Origin of the sequence: Streptomyces hygroscopicus subsp. hygroscopicus (assembly GCF_001553455.1) — a bacterium.
GTDB lineage: Bacteria > Actinomycetota > Actinomycetes > Streptomycetales > Streptomycetaceae > Streptomyces > Streptomyces hygroscopicus.
On sequence record NZ_BBOX01000173.1, the window covers coordinates 25,928 to 49,828 of the forward strand.

Annotated in this window: 15 protein-coding genes and 1 pseudogene; 6 read left to right on the forward strand and 10 right to left on the reverse strand. The window is 70.1% G+C overall.

The window, feature by feature from the left end; genetic code table 11:
• Positions 1-14: 14 nt before the first annotated feature.
• The 5 genes from AXW62_RS19165 to ngcE all read right to left on the reverse strand — a co-directional run bounded on the left by AXW62_RS19165 (position 15) and on the right by ngcE (position 6,305).
• Entirely contained in the window at positions 15-1,118 is a 1,104-nt protein-coding gene (locus tag AXW62_RS19165; RefSeq protein ID WP_079105740.1) for a substrate-binding domain-containing protein, read from the reverse strand.
• Positions 1,119-1,336: 218 nt separating this feature from the next.
• A complete protein-coding gene (locus tag AXW62_RS19170) occupies positions 1,337-2,536 on the reverse strand; it encodes an ROK family transcriptional regulator (RefSeq protein WP_030834450.1) in 1,200 nt (399 codons plus the stop codon).
• Between the two features lie 350 nt (positions 2,537-2,886).
• Positions 2,887-3,750, reverse strand: coding sequence for a carbohydrate ABC transporter permease (locus AXW62_RS19175; protein WP_051886378.1), 864 nt, complete (start codon positions 3,748-3,750; stop codon positions 2,887-2,889).
• 142 nt (positions 3,751-3,892) lie between these two features.
• Positions 3,893-4,810, reverse strand: a complete 918-nt coding sequence (locus tag AXW62_RS19180) for a carbohydrate ABC transporter permease (RefSeq protein ID WP_030834446.1) — start codon at positions 4,808-4,810, stop codon at positions 3,893-3,895.
• A gap of 58 nt (positions 4,811-4,868) precedes the next feature.
• Positions 4,869-6,305 carry an N-acetylglucosamine/diacetylchitobiose ABC transporter substrate-binding protein gene (ngcE, locus tag AXW62_RS19185; RefSeq protein ID WP_060945605.1) on the reverse strand — a complete coding sequence of 479 codons (1,437 nt, stop codon included), beginning with the start codon at positions 6,303-6,305 and terminating at the stop codon, positions 4,869-4,871.
• Positions 6,306-6,646: 341 nt separating this feature from the next.
• Between ngcE and AXW62_RS19190 the strand changes: the two genes are divergently transcribed.
• Positions 6,647-7,168 carry a PT domain-containing protein gene (locus tag AXW62_RS19190; protein ID WP_252368653.1) on the forward strand — a complete coding sequence of 174 codons (522 nt, stop codon included), beginning with the start codon at positions 6,647-6,649 and terminating at the stop codon, positions 7,166-7,168.
• 213 nt (positions 7,169-7,381) lie between these two features.
• On the forward strand, positions 7,382-11,236 hold the full coding sequence (locus tag AXW62_RS19195) for a GH92 family glycosyl hydrolase (protein ID WP_060945607.1): 3,855 nt from the start codon (positions 7,382-7,384) through the stop codon (positions 11,234-11,236).
• A gap of 161 nt (positions 11,237-11,397) precedes the next feature.
• On the opposite strand, the gene AXW62_RS19200 is transcribed toward AXW62_RS19195, so the two are convergent.
• A complete protein-coding gene (locus AXW62_RS19200) occupies positions 11,398-11,667 on the reverse strand; it encodes a hypothetical protein (protein WP_060945608.1) in 270 nt (89 codons plus the stop codon).
• A 206-nt stretch (positions 11,668-11,873) separates the two neighbouring features.
• Positions 11,874-15,152, reverse strand: coding sequence for a GH92 family glycosyl hydrolase (locus tag AXW62_RS19205; RefSeq protein WP_060945609.1), 3,279 nt, complete (start codon positions 15,150-15,152; stop codon positions 11,874-11,876).
• A gap of 229 nt (positions 15,153-15,381) precedes the next feature.
• Here AXW62_RS19205 and AXW62_RS19210 point away from each other — a divergent pair, with 229 nt between their 5' ends.
• Positions 15,382-16,263, forward strand: a complete 882-nt coding sequence (locus AXW62_RS19210) for a GNAT family N-acetyltransferase (protein WP_060945610.1) — start codon at positions 15,382-15,384, stop codon at positions 16,261-16,263.
• 275 nt (positions 16,264-16,538) lie between these two features.
• Here AXW62_RS19210 and acnA read toward each other — a convergent pair whose 3' ends face one another.
• Positions 16,539-19,271, reverse strand: a complete 2,733-nt coding sequence (gene acnA / locus AXW62_RS19215; protein WP_060945611.1) for an aconitate hydratase AcnA — start codon at positions 19,269-19,271, stop codon at positions 16,539-16,541.
• Positions 19,272-19,676: 405 nt separating this feature from the next.
• On the opposite strand from acnA, the gene AXW62_RS19220 reads away from it, so the two are divergent.
• Both AXW62_RS19220 and AXW62_RS45890 read left to right on the forward strand, forming a co-directional pair.
• Entirely contained in the window at positions 19,677-20,576 is a 900-nt protein-coding gene (locus tag AXW62_RS19220) for a LysR family transcriptional regulator (RefSeq protein WP_060945612.1), read from the forward strand.
• 61 nt (positions 20,577-20,637) lie between these two features.
• A pseudogene (locus tag AXW62_RS45890) lies at positions 20,638-20,730 on the forward strand (Uma2 family endonuclease); the annotation flags it as partial.
• 14 nt (positions 20,731-20,744) lie between these two features.
• On the opposite strand, the gene AXW62_RS19225 reads toward AXW62_RS45890, so the two are convergent.
• Both AXW62_RS19225 and AXW62_RS19230 read right to left on the reverse strand, forming a co-directional pair.
• Complete coding sequence (locus AXW62_RS19225; protein ID WP_030834422.1) at positions 20,745-21,104, reverse strand: GntR family transcriptional regulator; 360 nt, start codon at positions 21,102-21,104, stop codon at positions 20,745-20,747.
• Position 21,105: 1 nt separating this feature from the next.
• Entirely contained in the window at positions 21,106-22,074 is a 969-nt protein-coding gene (locus tag AXW62_RS19230) for a DUF1648 domain-containing protein (protein ID WP_060945613.1), read from the reverse strand.
• 122 nt (positions 22,075-22,196) lie between these two features.
• Here AXW62_RS19230 and AXW62_RS19235 point away from each other — a divergent pair, with 122 nt between their 5' ends.
• Positions 22,197-23,726: a helix-turn-helix domain-containing protein gene (locus tag AXW62_RS19235; protein WP_030834419.1), complete on the forward strand. Its 1,530-nt coding sequence runs from the start codon at positions 22,197-22,199 to the stop codon at positions 23,724-23,726.
• Positions 23,727-23,901: the final 175 nt, after the last annotated feature.

Here is a 23,901-nt window from a genome sequence, read left to right on the forward strand (position 1 = left end):
ACGGCCCCGCGCCGTTACTTCAGGAGACCGGCCTCTTCGCACGCCGCCTTGTACTTGGCGGTGCAGATCTGGTCGACCTTGTAGATCCCGTCCTTGATGACGGTGTCCTTGACGTTCTCCTTGGTCAGCGAGACCGGGCTGATCAGCGTCGCCGGAATGTGCTTGGTGGTCGGGCTGTCGACCGTGTTGGACTCGTTGACCTTCTCCCCGCGGCCGAGCGCGACGGCCATCTCCGCGGCGGCGGTGGCCTCGTCCAGGTAGGACTTGTAGACGCTCATGTACTGCTCACCGGCCACCACCCGGCGCACACCCTCGAGTTCGGCGTCCTGCCCGGTCACCGGGGGCAGCGGGTCGATGCCGCCGCTCTTGAGCGCGGTGATCGCGCCGCCCGCCATGCTGTCGTTGGCCGAGTAGACGCCGATGATGTTGTCCTTGCCGAGCGAGGAAATGGCGCCCGTCATGGCCTCGTTGGCCTTGTCCGCCAGCCAGCGGTCGATGTCGTAGGACTTGCCGATGTTCACCTTGCCCTTGAGGACGGACAGCGCGCCCTTCTTGAACATGGCGGCGTTGGGGTCGGCCTCCCAGCCGTTGAGCATGACGATCTTGCCGCTCTTGGCCTTGTCGCCCAGCGCCTTCAGCAGCGCCTGGCCCTGGACCTTGCCGACCGTCTCGTTGTCGAACGAGGTGTAGGCGGAGACCGGGCCCTCGGCGAGCCGGTCATAGGCGACCACCGGGATACCGGCCTCGTCGGCCTTCCTGACCGAGCTGGCGATGGACTTGGAGTCCACCGAGTCGAGGATGATCGCGTCGACCTTCTTGGTGATCATCGAGTCGACCTGCTGCTGCTGAACGGAGGGGTCCGACTTGGCGTTGACGTAAAGGACCTTGCAGTCCGCGCAGAGAGCCTTGATCTTCTTTGTGACGAACGGCCTGTCGAAGTTCTCGTATCTCGCCGTCTGATCCTCGGGCAGCAGCAGCCCGATGGTGAGCGGACCGGTCTTCTTCTTCTCATCGGACTTGTTGCTGTCGGCCTCCTTCGCCGAACCGCATGCGGCGAGGGCAACAGTCATCGACACGACAGAAGCGGCGAGGGCGACGCGACGCATCGTTGCGTTCATTTGGGGGTGACCTCCCTGACGAGGCCGCGTCATTGCGGCCGAGGTGGCTGGAAGTCAACTCGGCCGCCCGCATGGCGTCAAGAAGTAAATACTTAACGAGATGGCAACGGTGCCATTCGTTATCTGAATGAACGCAGCCGGACAGGCGGGAAGAGACGGAGCGTGACCGGACAAAGGCGCTCGGGCAAGGCCGGTGGCCAAAAACCGCGCCCCGGCGGTCAGGTGAGCGCCGGACTTCCCGCCGAGAGCGCCCCGTCCAGCAGCGTCGAATCGCCCATCTCGCTGAGCACCAGCGCCAGCGCGCCCAGCACTTCGGCCCGGCCGCCCAGCGCCCCGGGCATCACCGACAGCTGATGGGCCGCGCTGGGGATCGCGTACCGCGCGACCGACTCCCGGATCGGGCCCAGCACCAGCTCGCCCGCCTCGGCGAGCTGACCGCCCAGCACCATCCGGCTCGGATTGAGCAGATTGCACAGATTGGCCACCCCGCTGCCGATGTGCCGGCCGACGTCCGCGATCACCCGCCGGCAGCCGGGGTCGCCCTCCCGGGCGAGTTGCACCATCCGCTCCACGGTGAGGTCCGCGCCATGGCTGGAACGCAGCAGCGGCAGCACATAGCGGGCCGCGGTGAAGGTCTCCAGACAGCCGCGGTTGCCGCAGCGGCACACCGGGCCCGACTCGTCGAGGGTGATGTGGCCGATCTCGCCCGCCGTACCGCCGGGGCCGCGGTAGATCTTCCCGCTGATCACCAGCCCCGCGCCGACACCGTCGGCGACCTTGATGTACGCGAGGTCCCCGACCCCGCGCCCGGAGCCCCAGACCAGCTCGCCGAGCGCGCCGAGGTTGGCGTCGTTGTCCACGTGGACCGGCACTCCGAGCCGCTGGGCCAGGTCGTCGCGCGGATTGGTGCCCGCCCAGCCCGGCAGGATCGCGGTCGAGCCCAGCGTGCCGGTCTCCACATCGATCGGGGCGGGCACGCCCAGACCGACGCCGACCACCTTGTCCTGGCTGAGGCCGCTGGCCGTGATCAGCCTGCTCACCAGCTGCTCCGCCCGGTCCAGCCCCTGTGCGGAGGAGGCGTCCACATCCAGCGGCTCGGCCTCCTCGGCCAGCACCTGATGGGCGAGGTTGCCGATGGCGACGCGCAGGTGCGTATGGCCGAAGTCCACGCCGACGACGATGCCCGCGTCCCCGCTGAGCGAGACGCTGCGCGCCCGGCGGCCGCCCGCCGAGGTGGGGGTGACCTCGACCGTTCCGCCGTCCTTGAGCTCACGCACGATGTTGGAGACGGTGGCGGCGGACAGCCCGGTGGACCGGGCGATCTCCGCCTGGGTCAGCGAGCCCGCCATGCGCACCGCGCGGACCACCCGCTCGAGATTGGCCCGGTGCAGCGACGACTGCGATCCCGGAGTCTCCACGCCCATCCACTCCCGCCTTCGCGGGCGGCACGACGGCCGCTCCGCAGGCCGGGCCGCAGCAGTGAGGCCCGGCTGTGTCTCCAACATGTGAACTCTAAGCTGAGCCGCCACGGTTGTTCCACGTCAAGTCCCCGAACGCCGCGGAACGGCTCGCACGACCTCCTGATATCCGCGCCCGCTGGTATCACCGGACCGGCCGGTGGTTTCCCCGCCGGCGTACGGCCGGCCCGGCGCGGCGGAATCCCCGGGGAGCCGGCAAGCGGAACGGCCCGGCCCTTTCCCGTCGCACGGAACGGCCCGGTCCTTTCCCGTCGCACGGAAAGGGCCGGGCCGCGGGAATGTACGGTGCGCTATTTGAGCGCGCCCGCGGTCAGACCCGCCTGGACCTGCCGCTGGAAGAGGATGTAGACGGCGAGCACCGGAAGCATCGCCAGTACCAGACCGGCGAAAAGCGCCGACCAGTCGCCCTTGTACTGCTGGCTGGCCGCGAGCTGTACCAGCCCCTGGGTGAGCACACGCTTGTCCTCATCCGTATTGAGGACCGTGGGCAGCATGTACTGATTCCACTGGCCGAGGAAGTTGAAGATCCCGACGCTGATCAGTCCGGGCTTCGCCATCGGCAGCATGACCTGGAAGAACGTACGGGTGTGGGACGCCCCGTCGATCAGGGCCGCCTCCGCCACCGAGGACGGCAGGGTCTTGAAGAAGGAGGTGAGGAAGAAGACCGTGAACGGCAGCGAATAAGCGATATAGACCAGAATGAGCCCATGGAAGGTGTTGAGCAGGCTCATGTTCTTCATCACGAAGAACAGCGGCACCAGCGCCAGGATGATCGGAAAACTCATCCCGCCGACGAACATGAAATAGATGAATCGCTTTCCCGGGAATTCGAACCGGGCCAGGACGTATGCCGCCATCGAGCCCAGCAGCATCGTGCCGAGCAGGGAGCAGCCGACCACCAGGATCGTATTGAGGAAGAAGTCGCCGATGTTCGACTTGCTCCAGGCCCGCGACCAGTTGTCGAAGTGCAGGGCGGAGGGCAGCCCCCAGGGCGAGGTGAAGATCTGCTTGTCGGTCTTGAGGGAGCTCATCACCGCCCACAGCAGCGGCAGCGTGACGAGCAGCCCCCAGATCACCAGGATGCCGTGCGAGAAGACGTTGAGGACCCTGCCCTCACTGCCGATCCGGCCCTCGGGGGTGAAGCCCGGCGGCAGCTTGCGGACCGGCCCGGTGGGCGGCGCCGCGTCCTCCGTGGTGACGCCCGGGAGCTCCGAGGGCTGCGCATGCGAGGTCACTGTGATACCCCCAGGTCGGCGGACGGGTGGCGGTGGGCGGGTGCGGTCGGTGTGAGCGGCATCAGTACTCCAGCCGTTCGCGCCGGCCGAGCCTGGTCACCACGACCGCGAAGATCAGGGTGACGATGAGCATCGCGACGCCGATCGTGGTGGCCCGTCCGGCCTGTCCGTCGTGGAAGGTCTTGGTGTAGACGTAGTAGCCCATGACCTGGGTGGAGTCGGCGGGACCGCCCGGCCCCACGGTCATGATCTGCACCACGGCGAACGCGTCGAGCGCGATGATGCCCATGTAGATCCAGCCGGTCTGGACCGTGTCCCACAGCAGCGGCAGGGTGATCTGGAAGAAGGTCTTGATCCGGTTGGCCCCGTCGAGCAGCGCCGCCTCGTAGAAGTCCTTGGGGATCGAGCTCATCCCGGCGGAGAAGAGCACGACGTAGAAGCCGACGTTGCTCCAGACCATGACCGCCATCAGGCACCACAGCGCGAGCTTGGGATCGGCCAGCCACTCCTGCTGGAGCGAATCCAGGCCGACTCCGTCGAGGAAAGAGTTGATCGCGCCGTTGCGCGGGTTGTAGGTGAACTGGAACAGCAGCGCGACGATCGCGATCGACAGCACCTGCGGAAAGAAATAGATCACCTTGTACAGGCCCGACCCGCGCACTCCGGAGATCGCCGCGTTCTTCCTGCCCCGGCCGCCCACATTCAGCATGAAGGCGAAGAAGAGCCCGAGGCCGAGCGTCACCAGCGGCACGACCAGCAGCAGCAGGACATTGTGTCCGACCGCTTTCCAGAAGAGGTCGTCATGCAGCAGCCAGTCGTAGTTCTTGAACCCGACCATCGAGAAGTCGGAGCTCAGACCGGTCCAGTCCGTGAAGGAGTAGTAGATGGCCTGGACGAACGGTGAGATCACGAAGACCGCGTAAAGGATCACCGGCAGGGCCAGGAACCCCGCGATGAACCGGTACTTCCCATGCTGCATTGCTACCGACCTCGGCCTTCCCCTGCGGATACTGCCGCCGGCGACGCGTGGCGCCTCATCAGACGTGCTTGTACTTCTTGACGGCGTCGTCCTTGGCCGTGTCATCGGCGAACTTCTGACACTTCTTGACCGTCTCGGCAGGGGTCATCCGGCCCGCCATCATCTCGCCGAGCGCGCCGACGCCGATCTGCTGCTTCTGCAGCGTCACGTACCAGTCCTGGAGCCTGGGGTTGACCACGTTCTTGCCCGCCTTGGTCAGCGCCTGCTGCGCGGACGCCAGGCCCGGCGGCAGGTCGAGGCCGTCGGTGCCGCCGTTGAGGGAGGAGAGCGAGGAGACCTGCTTGATGAAGTTCTTGGTGGACTTCTCCCCGAGCATGATCCGCAGCAGCTCCATGCCGCCCTCGGGGTTCTTGGCCGCCTTCGGGACGATGAAGGGCTCACCGCCGGAGGCCCACAGGGTGCCGAACGGCATCTTGTCGCTCTTGTCAAGGCCGGAGGGGGCGCTCACCGCCATCTGGAAGTCGTCCGGCGTGGTCTTCTTCGCCTCGTTCTCCACCCAGGAGCCGTTGGGGATGAACAGCGCCTTGCCCTGGTTCCACGCGGTCTGGGACTCGATGTGGGTGAGGCCCGGGGTGCCCTTGAGGATGTAGCCCTTCCTGTAGAGCTCGTAGTACGCCTCGAAGGCGGCCTTGACGGCCGGGTGCTTCCAGGCGTTCGGCTCCAGGTTGTCGATCGCGTCCAGGACCTCCCGGCCACCGATCTTGGCGATGAAGGGGTAGAGGCTGAACGGCAGGTAGTACGGGAACTTGCCGGGGTAGGTCCAGCCCGCGATCCCCTTCTTCTTCGCCTTCTCGCAGACCTTGAGCATGTCGTCCCAGGTCTCGGGGTACTCCACGTCCAGCTTGGCGAGGTTGGTCTTGGAGTACCAGACGCCGTAGACGGTGTAGGCGTAGTAGAGGATCCACACCGGCTTGCCGTCGAACTGGCCCATCTCCACGACGCCGGGGCGCAGGGTCTCGCGCACCGTCTTGTTCGGGTCGTCGAGGGAGGGGGCGTCCAGCAGCGGGGTGAGGTCGGTCAGCTGGTTCTTGCCGACCAGGGTGCCCATGTCCATCTGCTCGGCGCCGGAGTTGTCGACGAGGTCGGGCGGGGTGCCGCCGTTGAAGCGCGGCTGGAGCACGGTCTGGATCTTCTGGGTGGCGGCGTGCTTGACCTTGCCCTTGGTCTTCGGGAAGGCCGCGGCGTACTCCGCCTCGGCGTCCTTGGCGTACTGCTGACCGAAGCCGCCGTCGAAGATGACGACGTCGAGCGCGGCGCTCTCATTGACGGCGAGGGGGTTCTTGGCGCTCTTCTTGCCCTTGTCGACCTTCTTGGTGTCGTCGTCACCGCCACTGGCGCAGGCGGACAGCACACTCATCGCCGGCACGGTGATCAGTCCGAGCGCCGCCGAGCGCTTGATCAGGTCGCGGCGCCCGACATCTGAAGTGAATCCCATGCTCAAGTCCTCGCCTTCGTCAGGACTCAGGCGGTGTAACGGTCTCCCGTACATACTCGCCTCCGGCGAGGGGCCCCGACACCGCGGGTCAGTTGAAGCGTCAAGCGGAGTATTGCTGGGTGTGCGCCGGGGAGTCGGGAGGACCCGCCGAGGCCCTCCGATATGGGCCGCAGTGCGGCCTTCCCCCTGGGGCGACAGGTATAGTCCACTCGGCCTCATATGGGCAAGATCGAAAGGTCTTCGGGTTTCAGTCTTTCCCGAGTTGAGACCTGTCCGACATACCGTGGGGGAGACAGTCCGTGCGGCACGCCGCCGTGCGCGCTCCCCGAAAGGCGGTCCCCGTGTCCCGGAAGCAGCTCACCCTTGCCACCAGCGTTGTCGTGACCGCGACACTCGCGCTCACCGCGGGGTGCGGCTCCGGCTCGGGGGGCTCGTCCGCCGGGGACGGCAAGGGCGGCGCGGCGATAGGGAAGGGCATGGCCCAACTGCCCGTGGAGCCCACCCAGGCGCCGACCGAGGACCCCACCGACAATCCGTATGACGACCCGTCGGACTCCCCCAGCGGCGGCTCCGGACTGGTCACCCCGGACGCCAAGATGGGCACCTGCGGATGGGGTTCGGACGGCAAGCCCTACGCCAACGTGAAGATCAGCAACTCCGGCTCCGACACCGCCTACTACTCGCTGCTGGTCGGCTTCGTCGACAGCTCGGAGGGGGTCGTGACCACCGGCGTGGAGTCCGACGCGCCCGTGGCGGGCGGCGCCGACAAGACCATCAAGGTCACCGGGCTGAAGGCGGACAGCTCGCACACCGCCAAGAAGTGCCGGCTGTCGCTCGCCACCAAATCCGACAACGCGGGCTGACGGCCTCCCTGACACCCCCTCAAGGGCGCGGTGCGGACGCCCCTGTGGAGCCGGGCCGTACCACCGGGCGTGGTACGGCCCGCGTCCTGCCGTCCGGCGGACGGACCCGTACCGGCGTGCGTCCGCATCCTTGACACCACCCTCCCCCTGCCGCCCTACTTATCTCTGCCCGACCCAGTGGACAACGTTGTCAGCTCGTCTGAGAGGCTGCGTATGCGACAGAGACGACCCCAGAGACGATGGCGTGGGATCGGACGGCCGGCCGCCCTGGTGGCGGCCGTCGTGCTGGCGGTGACGGCCCAGGGCGGCGCGGTCGCCGCCCCCGCCCGGCCGTCCGCGCCCCACGCCGACCGCACGTTCGCCTCCTCCTTCGAACCGGGCGATCCCCAGCCCGACTGGCGCAACACCGTCGAGACCGGGCCCGACGGCGAGAAGAAGGCGTCCGGGGTGGACGGGGGCTACTCGGCCGGCATCCCCGGCAATGTCACCGACAAGGTCACCGAGGTCCGGGCCAGCGGGGAGAACGCCTCGGCCGGGGAGATCAAGGAGAACCTGGTCGACGGCGAGGTCACCAGCAAGTGGCTGACCTTCGACACCACCGCCTGGCTCGAGTTCGACCTGAGCGAGCCGGTCGAGGCCGTCCGCTACGCCCTCACCTCCGCCAATGACGCCCCCGGCCGGGACCCGAAGGACTGGACCCTCAAGGGCTCCGCGAACGGCTCCGACTGGACGACGCTGGATTCCCGTGCGGACCAGAAGTTCTCCTCGCGCCAGCAGACGCGGGAGTTCACCTTCGACAACGGCACGGCCTACCGGCACTTCCGGCTGGAGATCACCCGCAACGCCGGGGACGACCTCCTCCAGCTCGCCGAGGTGCAGTTCGCGGACGGCGACACCAGTCCGCCCGCCCCCTCCGACATGCGCACCCAGATAGACCGCGGCCCGGCCGGCTCCCCCACCGCCAAGGCAGGCGCGGGCTTCACCGGCACCCACGCCCTGGCGTACGCGGGCACCCACAAGGCGGACGCCCGGGCGTACTCGTACAACAAGGTCTTCGACGTCAACACGGCCGTCACCCGGGACACCGTGCTGTCCTACCGGATCTTCCCGTCGATGCCCGAGACCGATCTGGACTACCCGGCCACCCACGTCTCCGTGGATCTGGCCTTCACCGACGGCACCTACCTCAGCGAGCTGCCGGGCGCGGTCGACCAGCAGGGCGCCCGGATGACCCCGCAGGGCCAGGCCGCCGCCAAGACGCTCTACGTCAACCAGTGGAACGACAAGGCGTCGCGGATCGGGGCGGTCGCCGCGGGCAAGACGGTCGACCGGATACTCGTGGCCTACGACTCCCCCAAGGGCCCGGCGCAGTTCCGCGGCTGGGTGGACGACGTCTCGATCGCTCCCAAGGCCCCCGAGAAGCCGCTGGGGCACCTGTCGGACTACGCCCTGACCACCCGCGGCACCAACTCCAGCGGCAGCTTCTCGCGCGGCAACACCTTCCCGGCCACCGCCGTCCCGGGCGGCTTCAACTTCTGGACGCCGGTGACCAACGCGGGCTCCACCGACTGGCTCTACCAGTACGCCCGCGCCAACAACGCCGACAACCTCCCCACCATCCAGGCGTTCAGCGCCAGCCACGAGCCCAGCCCCTGGATGGGCGACCGGCAGACCTTCCAGGTGATGCCGTCCGCCGCGGCCGGTACCCCGGACGCCTCGCGGACCGCCCGCGCCCTCCCCTTCCGCCATGAGAAGGAGACCGCCCGGCCCTACTACTACGGGGTGACCTTCGAGAACGGCCTCACGGCTGAGATGGCGCCCACCGATCACGCCGCGGCCATGCGGTTCACCTATCCGGGCAAGGACGCGAGCGTCCTCTTCGACAACGTGAACGGCGACGGCGGGCTGACCCTCGACGCCGAGCACGGTGTGGTCTCCGGCTACTCCGACGTCAAGAGCGGACTGTCCATCGGCGCCACCCGGATGTTCGTCTACGGGGTCTTCGACGCCCCGGTGAGCGCGAGCGGCAGGCTGGAGGGCGGCGGCGGCAAGGACGTCACCGGCTACTTCCGCTTCGCGCCGGGCAAGGACCGCACGGTCACCCTGCGACTGGCCACCTCCCTCATCGGGGTCGACCAGGCGAAGGCCAACCTCGACCGGGAGCTGCCCGCGTCGAGGTCGTTCGGGCAGGTGAAGCGGGCCGCACAGGCCGAGTGGGACGACATCCTGGGCCGCGTCGAGGTCGAGGGCGCGGACCACGACCAGCTCACCACGCTGTACTCCAGCCTCTACCGGCTGTACCTCTATCCCAACTCCGCCTACGAGAACACCGGGACGGCGTCGAAGCCGCGGTACCAGTACGCGAGCGCCTTCTCGCCGGCCGCCGGGAAGAACACCCCGACCCGCACCGGCGCAAAGATCGTCGACGGGAAGGTGTACGTCAACAACGGCTTCTGGGACACCTACCGCACCACCTGGCCGGCCTACTCCCTGCTGACCCCCAAGCGGGCCGGCGCGATGGTCGACGGCTTCGTCCAGCAGTACAAGGACGGCGGCTGGATCTCCCGCTGGTCCTCACCGGGCTACGCCGATCTGATGACCGGCACCAGCTCGGACGTGGCGTTCGCCGACGCGTATGTGAAGGGCGTGCGGTTCGACGCCGAGGCCGCGTACGAGGCGGCGCTGAAGAACGCCACCGCCGTGCCGCCCTCGTCGGGCGTCGGCCGCAAGGGCATGTCCACCTCACCCTTCCTCGGCTACACCAGCACCGAGACCCATGAGGGGCTGTCCTGGGCGCTGGAGGGCTACCTCAACGACTTCGGCATCGCGAAGATGGGCGAGGCGCTCTACGCGAAGACGAAGAAGGCCCGCTACAAGGAGGAGTCCGAGTACTTCCTGCACCGCGCCCAGGGCTACGTCTCGCTCTTCGACGACAAGGCGGGCTTCTTCCAGGGCAAGGACGCGGCAGGAAAGTGGCGCGTCGACTCCGACACGTACGACCCCCGGATCTGGGGCTACGACTACACCGAGACCAACGGCTGGGGCTACGCCTTCACCGCGCCCCAGGACAGCCGGGGCCTGGCCAACCTCTACGGCGGCCGGGCGGGTCTGGCCAAGAAGCTGGACACCTACTTCTCCACCCCGGAGACCGCCTCCCCCGAGTTCGTCGGATCCTACGGCGGCGTCATCCACGAGATGACCGAGGCGCGGGACGTCCGCATGGGCATGTACGGACACAGCAACCAGGTCGCCCACCACGTGGCGTACATGTACGACGCGGCGGGCCAGCCGTGGAAGACCCAGGAGAAGGTGCGCGAGGTGCTCTCCCGCCTCTACACCGGCAGCGAGATCGGCCAGGGCTACCACGGCGACGAGGACAACGGCGAGCAGTCCGCCTGGTACCTCTTCAGCTCGCTCGGCTTCTACCCGCTGGTGATGGGCGGTTCGGAGTACGCGGTCGGCTCGCCGCAGTTCACCAAGGCCACGGTGCACCTGGAGAACGGCCGCGACCTCGTCATCAAGGCGCCCCGCAACAGCCGGACCAACGTCTACGTCCAGGGCCTGAAGGTGAACGGCAAGGCGTGGAACTCCACCGCCCTGCCGCACAAGCTCCTCGCCCGGGGCGGCACGCTGGAGTTCGCGATGGGTGCCAAGCCGTCGAAGTGGGGCACGGGGAAGAACGCCGCGCCGTCCTCCATCACCCGGGACGACAAGGTGCCGGCGCCGCGCCACGATCTGACGGTGCCGAGCGGCGGCACGGCGCTGCTGGACAACACCTCCGGGACCGAGGCGACGTTCGAGTCGGTGGACCTGCCGGTCACCAAGGCGGGCCGCGCGGTCCAGTACACCCTGACCTCGTCGGACCGGAGCAAGGCGCCGACCGGGTGGGTGCTCCAGGGCTCGCGGGACGGCGAGAGCTGGAAGGACCTGGACCGGAGGTCGGGCGAGTCCTTCACATGGGACAGACAGACCCGGGTCTTCTCGGTGCACACGCCCGGTACGTACGAGCACTACCGGCTGGTGGCGGACGGCAAGGCGACGCTGGCGGAGGTGGAGCTGCTGAGCTGAGCCATGCGGTAAGGGTGCGGGCCGTGGTCGCCAGTTCTGGCGACCACGGCCCGCGTGCTGTACGGGCGACTACGGCCCATGTGTTGTACGGGCGGCTGCGGCCCGCGTGCTGCCCATACGGCACGTGCCGCGCGCCGTACGGGCAGCCGCGGACGGCAGAGCTAACCGTCAGCGAACAGATCCGCCGTACGGGAGGCGGTCGCGGCCCGGTCCAGCCAGGTGCCGAGGACATCCATGTCCTTGCACGACTCGATACGCTCACGCGTCTCAGCAGTAACCTCGAGCCCGCGCGCCTTGAGGATCCGCAGGAGAGCTTCGGCGTGGGCCTCAATCCGGGTTTCGGCTCGTGCCTCAGCTCGGGCCTCGGCCCGGACCTCGGCGAAGGCCCGCTGCGCATGGTCAGAACGGAAGAAATCCAGCAACGCGGACATCAGTCGAAAAAATCCGATGGAGGGCTTCGTGTGAGGAACTGACCATGCGTTGAACGCTAGGGACATGTCGGCAATTGCCGATGGCAATTGTGCTCGCTTCACCCGAACGTATGCAGCAGCCATTCAGGTTGACTCGGTCAAGATTTCGCCGGGCCGCCCTCGGAAGGGCGGCCCGGCGAGCGGACCGTGCGGGGCGATCCCGAAAATCAGCCGCGGGCCACCGCGAAGACGTGGAGATCCGCGTTGTCCGGCAGGGTGACGCTCTTGATGGTCTTGCCCTCGGGCGCCTGGAACGCCTTCGTGGCGAAGATGTAGGCGTCCACCACGTCCTTGTCGCCGCCGCTGATGTTGCGGTACGGGGTCTTGGCCACGGTCACGTTGCCGTACTGGACCGTTCCGCCGCCGCCTCCCACCGTCCAGTCGGTGAAGGACAGGTCTGCGGTGTCCGTACTGCCGTCCGTGTAGGTGACCTTGGCCGTGGCCTTCTGGTTGCCGTTGACGGCGCTGCCGATGAAGGACAGGGCGGTGGAGGCCGGGAGGCCGATGGTCTGGCCGGTGGCCGAGGCGTTGTCGGGGCGGCCGGCCGGGGAGGCGGGCCAGGTGAAGTCCAGGCCCTGGACGGTGGCCTCGGCGCCCGGCTCGAGACCGGCCGCGGCGAGGGCCTGCCGGGAGTAGCTCCAGCCGCCGCCGTCGTAGTCGCCCTCGTCGTGGTCGCCCTCGTCCTCGGTCGCGCCGACGTTGTTGTACGCGGCGAGCAGGGTGCCGGGCGCGGCGACGGTCAGTGTGATCGGCTGGACGACCTCGGTGTCCTCGCTGGTCACCGTCACCTTCGCGTCGTAGAAGCCCTCGGCCGTGCCCTTCCCCGCGCGCAGCGAGATCTCCGCCGTGCCGTCCGGCCCGACCGTCCCGGAGGCGGGTGAGGCGGTGAGCCCGTCGGGGGCGTCGGTGGTGAAGCGCACCTCGGGGCGGTCGCCCTCGCTGACCGGGACGGCGGCCACCTTCACGGTCAGGGCCTCGCCCGGGGCGAGCGTACCCGCGGTCGGCCCGACCCCGATCTGGTACGGCTGCTCGCCCTCGCGGAAGGAGGGCGGCGCGTCGGACGGCGCCGAGCCCCAGCCGCGGTCGGGGGCGTCGGAGAGGGTGTAGTCCAGCGTTCCGCCGTGCCGTACGAAGGTCTCCGGCAGCCAGGGGCGGTCACTCGCCCGCCCGTTCACCTTCAGCGCGTGGACGTACGGCGCGCCGGGCGCGGCCTGCGGGGCGCGGATGGAGATGTCCCTGCCGCCGCGCTCGATCTCGATCCGCGGGAAGAGGGGCGAGGCCAGGACCAGTTCGGCGCGGGAGGGCACCTGCGGGTACATGCCGAGGGCGGAGAAGACGTACCACGAGGACATCTCGCCGAGGTCGTCGTTGCCGGGGATGCCGCCGGGCTTGGTGGTCCACAGCCGGCGCATCGCGGCGCGCACGGTCTCCTGGGTCTTGTACGGCTGGCCGGCGTACGCGTACAGATAGGGGACGTTGATCGACGGCTCGTTGTCCAGTGCGGACTTCTCGCCGCCCGCCCCCGTCAGCGCCCAGTCCCCGTCGGCGTCGTGGAAGAAGGCGTCCAGCCGCTTGACCGCGGCGTCCTTGCCGCCCATGGCGGCGAAGAGACCGGCGGGGTTGTGCGGGACCATCCAGGTGTACTGGGCGCTGGTGCCCTCCACGAAGCCGTTGCCGGTGGCCGGGGTGAAGCCGGTGACCCAGCTGCCGTCGGCCTTGCGGTTGGCGATGTAGCCGCCGGTCTCCGGGTCGGCGGCGGCGTTGAAGTTGTTCTGCCACCACTGGGCGCGGCGGGCGAAGGTGTCGGCGGTGGACTTCCGCCCCGCCGCCCGCGCCAGCTGGGAGAGGGCGAAGTCCGCGCCGGACATCTCCAGGGTCTCGGCCGCGCCGCCCCAGGCGTTGGAGACGGACGGCATGTAGTGCAGCTTCAGGTACTGGTCGAGCGAGGGCCGCTGGCCGACCGACATGATGGGCTTGCCCGCCGGGCTGAGGTCCTTGTCGGTCGGCACGGTGGCCGCCTTGAGGAGCGAGTCGAGGGCGGCGTCGAGGTCGAAGCGGCTGCCGCCGAAGGCCCGGATCCCGGCGAGGGCGGCGGCCGACGGATCGCCGTTCATCACATGCGTCCCGGAGGCGCCCTGGAGCCAGCGGTCCCAGATGCCGCCGTTCTGCCGGGCGAGGTTGAGCAGGGACTGGGCGATGTCGGAGCCCTTGTCCGGCTCCAGCAGGGTGAGCAGCTGGACCTGGGAGCGGTAGACGTCCCAGCCGGAGAAGGTGCCGTACTGGGCCCGGTGGCCCCGGCTCACCCGGTGCACCTCACCGTCGCCGCCCCGGTAGCGGCCGTCGGTGTCGCTGATGACGTTGGGGTGCAGCAGCGAGTGGTAGAGCGCGGTGTAGAAGGTGGTGCGGTCCGCGTCCGCGCCGCCGCCGACCCGGATCGCGGACAGCTGACGCCGCCAGGCGTCGTACGCGGCCGTCCGCACCTGGTCGAAGCCGCGGCGCGGCGGATTCTCGGCGGCGAGGTTGGCGCGGGCGCCCTTGCCGTCGACGTAGCTGATGCCGACCTTGACGCCCACCCGGCGGGTGCCCGGGGCGAACTGGAGGTAGCCGCCGGAGCCCTTGCCGGCGACCGGACGGCCGTCGCCGCCGTAGCCGGTGCCGCCCTCGGCGGCGGTCGCGCCGGGCCGCAGGGTGCCGTCCTGCCAGGTGCCCTGGGCGGTGAACGGGGTGTCGAAGACGGCGGTGAAGTGCAGCGTGTAGTAGCTGCGGCGGCCCTCGGGGTCGAGGTAGCCGCAGAAGTTGCCGCTGGTGACGGAGCCGGAGACGGTGCGGTGCGCCGGGTCGATGGTGAGGTCGGCGGCGGAGCTGCCGACCTCGGAGGAGGAGGTGCGGATCAGCAGGGAGGCGGTCTTGTCCGCGGGGTAGGTGAAGCGGGCCGATCCGGTGTGGGCGGTGGCGGTCAGCTCGGCGCCGGCACCGGAGGCGAGGCCGACCCGGTAGCGGCCGGGTTCCGCGGTCTCGTCGGAGTGGCTGAAGCCGGAGGCGTAGACCTGGTCCTTGGTGTCGGCGGCGGGTGAGGAGGTGACCTCGCCCACGTGCGGGAAGAAGGGGATGTCGCCCGCGCCGCCCGCACAGCCGGTGCCGGACATATGGGTCAGGCTGAAGCCGCGGACGCGGGTGGCGTCGTAGTGGTAACCGCCGGGCGCGGCGGTGCGGGTGGCGTCTCCGCGGGTGTTCTCCGGGCTCCACGAGAGCATGCCGAAGGGGACGACGGCGCCGGGGAATGTGTCGCCGCCGGCCGCGCTGCCGATCAGCGGATCGACGTACGCCGCCGGGTCCTTGACCAGCGGCGGCGGCGCGGCGGCCGACGCGGGCGCGGTGGCCGCGGTGGCGAGGAGCCCCGCGGTCAGGGCCGCGGCCGCCAGGGCGGCCAGGGGTCTTGAGGGCATTGCGGTCCCATCGTGTCGGAAGGGCCGCGATCGCCGGGTCGAACAAGCCGTGGGGACCGTACCGCACGGGGGCCGTCGGCCGTAAGGGTGCCGAATGGTCTTGACAGGGACACCCGGTTGGCGGCGTACTGATCATTACAGCCATGTTGACATCGTTGTCGCGTTCGCCGGTCGAGCAAGCCGCCTCCGCGTACCGACAACCCCTCACCGAACGCGCCATCATGGGCGCATGATCCTCCGCCAGCTACGTGACACCGACGAGGACGCCGAGGCGGCATGGGAGGTGGTGGCCGCCGCCTTCGGGGACACCGCCGCCCTCGCGGGCGAGGACGCGTGGCCGCCGGGTTACGTCGCCGAGGTCCGCACCCGGACCCGGCACCTGGCCCGCACCGACCCGGGCGGCTGCTGGCTCGCCCTGGACGGCGCCGGTATGCCGCTCGGCCTGGCGCTGTCCGCGCGGCGCGAGGGCACCTGGGGGCTGTCGATGTTCGCGGTGCTGCCGCGTGCCCAGCGGCAGGGCGTCGGCCGGGAACTGCTGGCCGCGGCGCTGATGTACGGACGCGGGTGCCTGCGCGGCATCATCTGCGGATCGGAGGATCCGCGGGCGGCGAGCACCTACCGGCGGGCGGGGTTCGCGCTGCACCCGGCGATGCGGCTGCGCGGCACCGTCGGGCCGGAGACCAAGGAGCGGCTGTCCCCGCCCGACGGCGCCGTCCACGAGGGGGTGGCCCGCCACCGCGACCTGCTGGACTCGGTGGACCGCCGCACCCGGGGCGGCGCGCACGGCGCCGACCACGAACTGCTGCTGACCCAGCGGCGGTTGCTGGTCGTGGACGACCTGGCGGGCAGCGGCTACTGCTACGTCGCGGAGGACGGCAAGGTCGAGATGCTGGCCGCGACCTCGCGGCGGCTGGCGAAGCGGCTGCTGACGGCGGCCCTGCTGTGTCTGCCGGAGGGTGCCGACGCCCGGGTCCCGGCGCTGACGGCCGAACAGCAGTGGGCGGTGGACGTGGGCCTGGAGGCCGGTCTGGAGCTGTCGACATGCGGCTATGTGTGTCTGCGCGGTATGCCGCCGCCGACGCCGTACATCCCCTCCGGGACATTCCTCTGACGACGCCCCGGCCCCGGGCCGGGCCTTGGGACCTCGGGCCGGGTCCCCGGCCTCCGGGCCCTGTCGCCGGGTGGGCAGAGCGCGGCGGCAGCGGCGAACGGCAGGCGTCCGCCGCCGAGAGCGGCGGACGGCGAGGGCGGCGGGCCCGGCGACAGGGCCCGGGGGGCGCGGCAGGCGCGGTGTGGGCGGAGCATGCGGGATCGGCTGCCGCACATGCGGACGGGCCGCACCCCCGTCGGGGGTGCGGCCCGTCGCCGCTGCTTCAGGCCGCGTGCTTACTTGCGGATCAGCGAGCGCAGCACGTACTGCATGATGCCGCCGTTGCGGTAGTAGTCCGCCTCGCCGGGGGTGTCGATGCGCACCGTGGCGTCGAACTCCACGTCAGCGGCTCCGTCGCGGACGGCCTTGACCTTCACCGTCTCCGGGATGCCGCCCTCGTTGAGCGCGGTGACGCCGGTGATGTGATACGTCTCCTCGCCCGTCAGACCCAGCGCATCCGCCGAAGCACCCTCGGGGAACTGGAGCGGCAGGACGCCCATGCCGATGAGGTTCGAGCGGTGGATGCGCTCGTAGGACTCGGCGATGACGGCCTTGACGCCGAGCAGCGCGGTGCCCTTCGCGGCCCAGTCGCGGGACGAGCCGGAGCCGTACTCCTTGCCCGCCAGGATGACCAGCGGGATGCCGGCCGCCTGGTAGTTCTGCGAGGCGTCGTAGATGAAGGAGACCGGGCCGCCGTCCTGCGTGAAGTCGCGGGTGTAGCCGCCCTCGGTGCCGGGCGCGATCTGGTTGCGCAGCCGGATGTTGGCGAAGGTGCCGCGGATCATGACCTCGTGGTTGCCCCGGCGGGAGCCGTAGGAGTTGAAGTCACGCCGCTCGACACCGTGCTCGGTGAGGTACTTGCCGGCCGGGGTGTCGGCCTTGATCGCACCGGCCGGGGAGATGTGGTCGGTGGTGACCGAGTCGCCCAGCTTGGCCAGCACCCGGGCGCCGGTGACGTCCTCGACCGGGGCCGGGTCCATCGTCAGGCCCTCGAAGTACGGGGGCTTGCGGACGTAGGTGGACTCCGGGTCCCACTCGAAGGTGTTGCCGGTCGGCACCGGGAGCGACTGCCACTGCGCGTCACCGGCGAAGACGTCGGCGTAGCTGGTGTTGAACATCTCCTGGCCGATCGCGGAGGCGACGACCTCCTCGACCTCCTTCTCGGAGGGCCAGATGTCCTTCAGGTGGACCGGGTTGCCGTCCTGGTCGATGCCGAGGGCGTCCTTGGTGATGTCCACCTTCATGGAGCCCGCGATGGCGTAGGCGACGACCAGCGGCGGGGACGCCAGGTAGTTCATCTTGACGTCGGGGTTGATCCGGCCCTCGAAGTTGCGGTTGCCGGAGAGTACGGAGGTGACGGCCAGGTCGGCCTCGTTGACCGCCTTGGAGACCTCCTCCGGCAGCGGGCCGGAGTTGCCGATGCAGGTGGTGCAGCCGTAGCCGACGAGGTTGAAGCCCAGCTTGTCGAGGTACGGGGTGAGCCCGGCGCGGTCGTAGTAGTCCATGACGACCTTGGACCCGGGGGCCAGCGTGGTCTTGACCCACGGCTTGCGGGTCAGGCCCTTCTCGACGGCCTTCTTGGCCACGAGGGCGGCGGCGACCATCACGTACGGGTTGGAGGTGTTGGTGCACGAGGTGATCGCGGCGACGGTGACGGCGCCGTGGTCGATCTCGTACTGGCTGCCGTCGGGGGCGATCACCGGGGTCGGCTTGGTCGGCACGCCGTTGGTGACGGCAGGGGCGTCGGAGGCGGGGAAGGACTCCACGCCCGCCTCGTCGAGGTCGGCGACCGGGACGTAGTTGCGGACGTCCTGGGCGAACTTCTCGGCGGCCTCGGACAGGATGATCCGGTCCTGCGGGCGCTTGGGGCCGGCGATCGACGGGACCACCGTCGACAGGTCCAGCTCCAGCTTCTCGGAGAAGTCCGGCTCGGCGGCCGGGTCCAGCCACAGACCCTGCTCCTTGGCGTACGCCTCGACCAGCGCGAGCTGCTGCTCGGCGCGGCCGGTGAGCTTCAGGTAGCTGATGGTCTCGCTGTCGATCGGGAAGATCGCGGCGGTGGAGCCGAACTCCGGCGACATGTTGCCGATGGTGGCGCGGTTGGCCAGCGGGATGGAGGCCACGCCCTCGCCGTAGAACTCGACGAACTTGCCGACGACGCCGTGCTTGCGCAGCATCTCGGTGATGGTCAGCACCAGGTCGGTGGCGGTGGTGCCGGTGGGCAGCGAGCCGGTGAGCTTGAAGCCGACGACGCGCGGGATGAGCATGGAGACGGGCTGGCCGAGCATCGCGGCCTCGGCCTCGATACCGCCGACGCCCCAGCCGAGCACGCCGAGGCCGTTGACCATGGTGGTGTGGGAGTCGGTGCCGACCAGGGTGTCCGGGTACGCCTGGCCGCCGCGGACCATGACGGTGCGGGCCAGGTGCTCGATGTTGACCTGGTGGACGATGCCGGTGCCGGGCGGGACGACCTTGAACTCGTCGAAGGCGGTCTGGCCCCAGCGCAGGAACTGGTAGCGCTCCTTGTTGCGGCCGTACTCCAGCTCCACGTTCTGGGTGAAGGCCTCCGGGGTGCCGAAGCGGTCCGCGATCACCGAGTGGTCGATGACCAGCTCGGCCGGGGCCAGCGGGTTGATCTTCGCCGGGTCGCCGCCGAGCTCCTTGACGGCCTCACGCATGGTGGCGAGGTCCACGACACAGGGCACACCGGTGAAGTCCTGCATGATCACACGGGCCGGCGTGAACTGGATCTCCTGGCTGGGCTGGGCCTGCGCGTCCCAGTTGCCCAGCGCGCGGATGTGGTCGGCGGTGATGTTCGCGCCGTCCTCGGTGCGGAGCAGGTTCTCCAGCAGCACCTTCAGGCTGTACGGGAGCCGGGCCGACCCCTCGACCTTGTCCAGCCTGAAGATCTCGTACGATTCGTCGCCCACCTGCAGGGTGCTGCGGGCGTCGAAGCTGTTCGCCGACACGACAGTCTCCTTCATGCATGATTTCGCGCGTACCACCGCAATGCTGCCGCCACATGCCCGCGCCGGTCCGCTAAGGTATGGCTAAGTTAGGTAAGCCTTACCAGCACGGGGGCGGCGTTGCGCCTGCCAGCAGATATCTCGATGTCGAGATAACTCTAATACATCGGCCCCTCGCGGTCATGCCCTGCCCGGACACGGCCGTGTTCCGCGCCGGTTCACCGGTAAGGGTGATCGCCGGGCGGAAGGGCCCCGGGCGGCGGCGTTCCGCCGTGCGAGCCCGGGGCCGTGAGCACGCACGCGGACGCGACCGCCGGCCCCGGCACGGACCACCACCGGTCCCGAACCGGCCCCGGCCTGCTCCGAGTTGCGCACTGAGCCACCCTCCACCACCGCGATACTGCTGCCATGGACCCGCATCTGCTCCGCACGTTCGTCTCCGTGGCCCGCTGCGGATCCTTCTCCGACGCCGCACATGAGCTGGGCTTCACCCCGGCGGCCGTATCCGAGCACATCGCGTCCCTGGAAGCGGACCTGCGCACGGCGCTGCTGACCCGCCGGCCGCTCATGCTCACCAGCGCGGGCGCCCGGCTGCTGGAGCACGTCGGCCCGCTGCTGCTCCGGCTGGACGCGGCGCGGGCCGACGTCGAGCGGCTGTCGGGCTCCGGCACCGCGCGGCTGGTGGTGGGGGCCGCACCGCTGGCGATGAGCCCGAGGATCGCCGCGGCGCTGGACCGGGTGCGCCAGGCACACCCGGCCATCCGGGCCTCGCTGCGGATCCTCGGCCGCCGGGAGATCCCGGCGGCGGTGGCGTCCGGGGCGCTGGACCTGGGGCTGATCGACGGTCCGGCCACCCCCGCCGACGCCCCGCCACCGCCCGAGGCGGGTCCGCTCATCAGGGTCACGGTCGCGGAGTCCCCGCTGGTGGTGGCCCTGCCCACCGGCCATCCGCTGGCCCGCCGGCTCGGCCTGCGGCTGGCCGACCTGGCCGACGCCCCCTGGCTGGACGCCCCGGACGCCGCCATACCGCTCGGACAGCTGCGCGCGGTGAGCCGGACCGGCGGCTTCCGTCCCTCGCTGACGTACGAGGGCACCGATGTGCGCGGGCTCCTCGCCCTGACCGCCGCCGGACACGGCCTCGCGCTCCTCCCCCACCAGGCGGCCAAGGACACCCCCGGCGTCGTCACGGTCCCCCTGATCACCCCCCGGCTGGTCCACCGCACCGAACTCCTCCACGGCGCCGCCCTCGACGGCCCGGCGCGGACGCTGGCGGCGGTGGTGACCGGAGATCGTCACCGGTACGGGTGATCGCTGGGCGCATGTGCCCAGGCCCGTGGAGGATTGCGATGCCTGACGCAGTCGTGACTTCGGCTACACCCGGGTGAACGGCCCCCACCCCTTCGGCACCCCGCTCCCGCTCCCGGCCCCCTTCGACCTGGAGCTGGACACCTCCGAGTTCTGACCGCGCCGGCCCCGTCAGCCGCCCGCGAGGCGGGCCCTGACCAGGGCCAGGACCTCCTCGTCCGTGAGGCCGAGGGCGCGGGCCTCCTCGACCAGACCCTGGACGCCCTGGAGGAGCCGGGCTCGGCCGGTGGACTGGCCGCCGGTGACGACGGCGCCACGGCCGCGGCGCAGCTCGATCAGCCCCTCCTCGCGGAGCCGCTGATAGCCGCGCAGGACCGTGTGGACGTTGACGCCGAGGGATGCGGCGAGCGCGCGGGCGGCGGGGAGACGTTCGCCGGGGTGCACGGTGCCGTCGGCGATCGCACCGCGCACCGAGGCGGCGATCTGGTCGGCCAGCGGCACCACGGAACTGGGGTCGACGCGGAAGAGCATCTCAGCCGCGCTGTTCCGAGGTGCCGCGTTCGCGCTCGATCAGCGTATTGAGCAGGGCGGCGGCGGTGGCGGCGTCGTCCACCGTGACCGCGAACTCCCGGCCCGTGGCCAGCCGCAGGAACAGCGCGTCGCCCGAGCGGAACACCAGCGCGCTGCCCCGGCCGCTGATCCGGTAGCCCCATCCGCCCAGGCTCAGCGCGCTGGCCGCGCCGCTGGTGGCCCGCTCGATCCGCGCCAGCGGTATCCGCATCCGGGGCCACGGGGCGAACCACGGGGCGACGGTGAGGCCGCGGCGGTCGACCGTCACCCGGCAGCGGGCCGGCGCGGCGGAGATCAGTCCGATGACGATCAGCCAGGCCTGCACCCCCGGGCCCACGGCGGCCGGCACCGCGCCCAGCAGTACGGCCCCCACCCCGCCGAAGAGCAGCACGGGCGAGCCGACGGTGCGCGTCCAGGTGGCGACCTCGCCGTCGGCCAGCGGGAGCCGGGCAGGGGCGGCCGAGCCCTCCGGGCCGTCCTCGGGCGCCGTGTCCCGGCCCGCGATCAGCCACCCCAGCGCGCCCGTGGCGCAGGCGACGACGAAGACGACGCCCAGCTGCCACACCGGCTCGGACACCCGGGAGGCGCGGACGGCGTCGGCGTTGGCGAAGAGCAGGGAGGCGAAGGCGTAGCCGAGCAGCCCGGCGGTCCCGTAGCCGATGGCGACCACGGGCCGCTGGGCGCGGAGCGCCGCGCGGGTACGCAGGACGCCCAGGGCGATGAGGAGACCGGAGCCGATCAGAACGGCGCTCACCACCGAGAGGAACGCACCCGGACCGGTGAATCCGTCGGCCTCCCCGCCGGGGCCGAAATGCGTCGCGAGCGGATCGGGCAGCCGGTCCCGCAGCCCGGTGAAGACGGCCAGGACAACGGCCCAGGCCAGCGCAAAGGGCAGAGTCACGACGAGCGCGCGCCGCCGGACAGGACTCATACAGGTCTCCCTCATCCCCGATTTGTTTGCATACTAATAGAACAATCCCCGACTGGACAGCCGTCACCCCTTCCACCTCCCCGATCGCATGCACATCTCATATCTGAGATAGCCTCTTCCGTATGACTGACGACTACCTCTCTCGTATCGGCAAGCTCATCCGTGACGCCCGGCAGCACCGAGGCTGGACCCAGTCCCAGCTCGCGGAGGCCCTCGGCACAAGCCAGAGCGCGGTCAATCGCATTGAGCGGGGCAACCAGAACATCAGCCTTGAGATGATCGCCAGGATTGGCGAGGCCCTGGACAGCGAAATCGTCTCCCTCGGCTACGCGGGCCCGATGCATCTGAGGGTGGTCGGCGGCCGCCGCCTGTCCGGTGCCATCGACGTGAAGACGAGCAAGAACGCGTGCGTGGCACTGCTGTGCGCCACGCTGCTCAACGCGGGGCGCACCACACTGCGGAGGGTGGCCAGGATCGAGGAGGTCTACCGGATTCTCGAGGTGCTGGGCAGCATCGGCGTCCGCACCCGCTGGATCAACGACGGCGCCGATCTGGAGATCGTGCCGCCCGCCGAACTGGACCTCGACGCCATGGACACCGAGGCCGCGCGCCGGACGCGCAGCGTCATCATGTTCCTCGGCCCGCTGCTGCACCGGATGGACCGCTTCAAGATCCCGTACGCGGGCGGTTGCGACCTGGGCACCCGCACCGTGCAGCCGCATATGACCGCGCTGCGCCACTTCGGCCTCGAAGTGACCGCCACCGACGGGATGTACCACTCCCGCGTCGACCGCTCGGTCTCCCCCACCCGCGCCATCGTGCTGACCGAACGGGGCGACACCGTCACCGAGAACGCGCTGCTGGCGGCCGCCCGGCACGACGGTGTCACGGTGATCCGCAACGCCTCCTCCAACTACATGGTCCAGGACCTCTGCTTCTTCCTGGAGGAGCTGGGCGTCAAGGTCGAGGGGGTGGGCACCACGACGCTGACCGTCCACGGCGTCAGCCACATCGACCGCGATGTCGACTACTCGCCCTCCGAGGACCCGGTCGAGGCGATGAGCCTGCTGGCCGCCGCCGTCATCACCGAGTCGGAGCTGACGATCCGCCGGGTGCCGGTGGAGTTCCTGGAGATCGAGCTGGCCGTCCTGGAGGAGATGGGACTGGACCACGAGCGCGGCCGGGAGTACGCGGCGGACAACGGCCGCACCCGGCTGGTCGACCTGACCGTGCGGCCGTCCAAGCTCCAGGCCCCCATCGACAAGATCCACCCGATGCCGTTCCCCGGCGTCAACATCGACAACGTGCCCTTCTTCGCGGCCATCGCGGCCGTCGCCCAGGGCTCGACGCTGATCCACGACTGGGTCTACGACAACCGCGCGATCTACCTCACCGAACTCAACCGGCTCGGCGCCCACGTCAAGCTCCTCGACCCGCACCGCGTCCTGGTCGAGGGCCCGACCCGCTGGCGTTCCGCCGAGATGATGTGCCCGCCCGCGCTGCGCCCCGCGGTGGTCGTCCTGCTGGCGATGATGGCGGCGCCGGGCACCTCGGTACTGCGGAACGTGTACGTCATCAACCGCGGCTATGAGGACCTGGCGGAGCGGCTCAACTCGATCGGCGCCCAGATCGAGACCTTCCGCGACATTTGATGGGCGAGTGCCGCCGCACCCCGCCTGAGCTGCTGTTTGGCGGGCCAGGGAGGGGTGCGGCGGCATCTCTGGGACTTCGCGGGGGCTGTCGGCCCGCGGCGGGCCGCGGGCCGCGGGCCGCGGGCCGCGCTCCAGGGTCTCTGCCCCACCGGGACCGACCTCCCGGCAATGCCGT

What these genes read in the sequence shown, in the direction of transcription:
- AXW62_RS19210 (WP_060945610.1), top strand. Translation starts at nt 15,382, where the DNA reads ATGATCCTCCGCCAGCTACGTGACACCGACGAGGACGCCGAGGCGGCA.
- AXW62_RS19235 (WP_030834419.1), top strand. Translation starts at nt 22,197, where the DNA reads ATGACTGACGACTACCTCTCTCGTATCGGCAAGCTCATCCGTGACGCC.
- AXW62_RS19200 (WP_060945608.1), bottom strand. Translation starts at nt 11,667, where the DNA reads ATGTCCGCGTTGCTGGATTTCTTCCGTTCTGACCATGCGCAGCGGGCC.
- AXW62_RS19205 (WP_060945609.1), bottom strand. Translation starts at nt 15,152, where the DNA reads ATGCCCTCAAGACCCCTGGCCGCCCTGGCGGCCGCGGCCCTGACCGCG.
- AXW62_RS19195 (WP_060945607.1), top strand. Translation starts at nt 7,382, where the DNA reads ATGCGACAGAGACGACCCCAGAGACGATGGCGTGGGATCGGACGGCCG.
- AXW62_RS19225 (WP_030834422.1), bottom strand. Translation starts at nt 21,104, where the DNA reads ATGCTCTTCCGCGTCGACCCCAGTTCCGTGGTGCCGCTGGCCGACCAG.
- AXW62_RS19220 (WP_060945612.1), top strand. Translation starts at nt 19,677, where the DNA reads ATGGACCCGCATCTGCTCCGCACGTTCGTCTCCGTGGCCCGCTGCGGA.
- ngcE (WP_060945605.1), bottom strand. Translation starts at nt 6,305, where the DNA reads ATGGGATTCACTTCAGATGTCGGGCGCCGCGACCTGATCAAGCGCTCG.
- AXW62_RS19230 (WP_060945613.1), bottom strand. Translation starts at nt 22,074, where the DNA reads ATGAGTCCTGTCCGGCGGCGCGCGCTCGTCGTGACTCTGCCCTTTGCG.
- AXW62_RS19180 (WP_030834446.1), bottom strand. Translation starts at nt 4,810, where the DNA reads ATGCAGCATGGGAAGTACCGGTTCATCGCGGGGTTCCTGGCCCTGCCG.
- AXW62_RS19165 (WP_079105740.1), bottom strand. Translation starts at nt 1,118, where the DNA reads ATGAACGCAACGATGCGTCGCGTCGCCCTCGCCGCTTCTGTCGTGTCG.